This is a genomic window from bacterium (genome assembly GCA_040755795.1).
In the GTDB taxonomy this organism is placed as follows: Bacteria; UBA9089; CG2-30-40-21; order CG2-30-40-21; family SBAY01; genus JBFLXS01.
The window spans coordinates 1-2,344 of record JBFLXS010000533.1 but is presented as its reverse complement, the minus strand read 5'-3'; the positions used below and the strand labels follow the sequence as shown (position 1 = coordinate 2,344).

Genomic DNA, 2,344 nt, shown 5'->3' with positions numbered 1-2,344 from the left:
GGGTGGGTTTTCTTCTACAAACAGATTGCTCCTCTGGAGCAAATTTAATAAGCAAAAGATGGCAGAAAATGAAGTAAAGCAATGCCTGTGACCATAGATATAGCTTTAACTCCTACGCAACGCTCTCCGGCTATATCTCTGAACGGTTACCAAAAATTTTGTTGACATGAGTTAAAATTTGTGATAAAATGTCTCCAGATTCACTTAAAGCCGGTGTAGCTCAGGGGCAGAGCGGCTGATTCGTAATCAGTAGGTCGGAGGTTCAATTCCTCTCGCCGGCTCCAGAATAAGTGGGAGGGCTATTTTGGTCACAAGATCATACCGTGAGAGAATCCTTGTCTTTATTATTATTATTTCCTTGATTTCTTTTTTTCTGATTATCCGATTATTTTATATCCAGCTTGTCCAATCCAGGAAAATGACTGGATTGGCAAAAGGTGAACATACTAAAATCTTACAAATCGAATTAGCCAGAGGAACTATATTTGACTGCAACCTGCAAGAATTAGCCATGAGTATTGAGGTAGATTCAATCTATAGTCAACCAAACCGAATCGAAAGACCATACAAAACCGCAATTCAACTATCAAATATCTTAGGAATGAACCCAACCACTCTCTATAAAAAATTAACTCATAATTCATCTTTTGTCTGGTTAAAAAGGAAGGTAGAGAAAAAACAATCACAAAAGATAAGAGAATTAAATATTAAGGGAATAGATTTCTTGAAAGAGTATAAACGCTTTTATCCTAAAAATCATTTAGGGGCTCATCTCATAGGTTTTGTTGGATTAGATAATGAAGGATTAGAAGGAATTGAATCAATCTATGATAAATATTTAAAAGCAGGAATTAATCGTCTGGTAGTTCTGAAAGATGGAGAAGGTAGAACTATTTTATGCCCACAAAATAATCCACTTGTAAAAAAGGCATCAAATGGAAATGATATTATTCTTACCATAGATGAAATTATTCAACATCACGCTGAAGCAGAGCTGAAAAATATCTGTGAGGAGCAGAAGGCTAAATCTGGTTCAATAATTGTTATGGTCCCAAAGACTGGAGAGATATTAGCATGGGCTATTTATCCTTTTTATAATCCTAATTGTTTTTCTCAATTTCCATCTCATCAATACAGAAATACAATTGTTACGGATATTTTTGAGCCTGGTTCTACTTTCAAGATATTTTCTGCCATTGCTTTACTCAAAGAAGGATTAATTCCATCTGAAAAAACATATTTTTGCCCGGGACATATCCAGATAGGGAATAAAACTATTCACTGCCATCATCCACATGGAACTCAAAATCTGGAAGGGATTATCGCCAATTCCTGTAATGTCGGAATGGCACAATGTATTCACCGGCTAAGTGACAGAAAATTTTATTCACATATTTTAGAATTCGGTTTTAATGAGCCGACTAAAATTGGACTTTCTGGAGAAGAAAAAGGGTTATTACCTAAACCTAAAGATTGGTCTAGACTGTCTAAATATACAATAGCTATTGGACAGGGAATTTCAGTTACTCCATTGCAATTAATTATGGCCGTCGGGGCGATTGCTAATAATGGCGTTTTAATGAAACCAATCGTTATAAAGGCAATTAAAACTCCGCAAGGAAAAATAATCAAGGAATTTAAACCCACGCCGGTAAGACAGGTTGTTCCTTTAGAATTAATTCCACAAATAAATAAGATGTTGACAAAGGTTGTAACTGATGGCACCGGGGAATCAGCCCAAATTAATGGCTATGAGATTGCCGGGAAAACCGCCACGGCTCAGAAGGTCGATGCAAATGGCAAGTATAGTCCTGATAAATTTATTGCCTCTTTTATTGGTTACCTGCCCGCAGATGACCCCAAAGTAATTATTTTGGTCATTGTAGATGAACCAAAAGGCACATATTGGGGAGGAACAATTGCCGCACCCACATTTAAAAAAGTGGCAAAAAGAATCATATCCTATATGGGAATCCTTCCGACTAAACCATTAGCAGAGGAACAAAGTCAGCACAAAGGATAATGGTAATTATAGTGGTTATTACTCAATAACCACCCCCCTGTTGTTTCACTTCACAGGGCTAAATAGTTAGTTATTTTTTATTCTATCCTGCAAATCTGCGTCCTATTTTAAAAACCAGAATAAAAGATGTCAGGTTAAGGAGACCGGAGATAAAACAACACTGAAATATCCCTAAGATAGGGATAAATAAAATAGTAGATAAAAGCCCGCCCAGACAGGCTCCAAATAAATCAAACCCATAAATTAATCCAGCTGTTTTGCCAATTCGCTGGAAGTTTTTAAGGTAAAGTTTATTAGCTAATGGAAATTCTGCACCAACAA

2 protein-coding genes and 1 tRNA gene are annotated in these 2,344 nt (G+C 36.4%); 2 read left to right on the top strand and 1 reads right to left on the bottom strand.

Going from position 1 to position 2,344, the window contains the following annotated elements; translation table 11 throughout:
* The first annotated feature begins 209 nt into the window (after positions 1 to 209).
* Both AB1414_19345 and AB1414_19340 read left to right on the top strand, forming a co-directional pair.
* A tRNA-Thr gene (locus AB1414_19345) sits at positions 210 to 284 on the top strand.
* 20 nt (positions 285 to 304) lie between these two features.
* Positions 305 to 2,023 (top strand): penicillin-binding transpeptidase domain-containing protein, encoded by a 1,719-nt coding sequence (locus AB1414_19340; protein ID MEW6609568.1) that lies wholly within the window; start codon positions 305 to 307, stop codon positions 2,021 to 2,023.
* A gap of 82 nt (positions 2,024 to 2,105) precedes the next feature.
* Here AB1414_19340 and AB1414_19335 read toward each other — a convergent pair.
* Positions 2,106 to 2,344 (bottom strand): hypothetical protein (locus AB1414_19335; GenBank protein ID MEW6609567.1); only part of this gene is annotated, 239 nt, incomplete at its 5' end.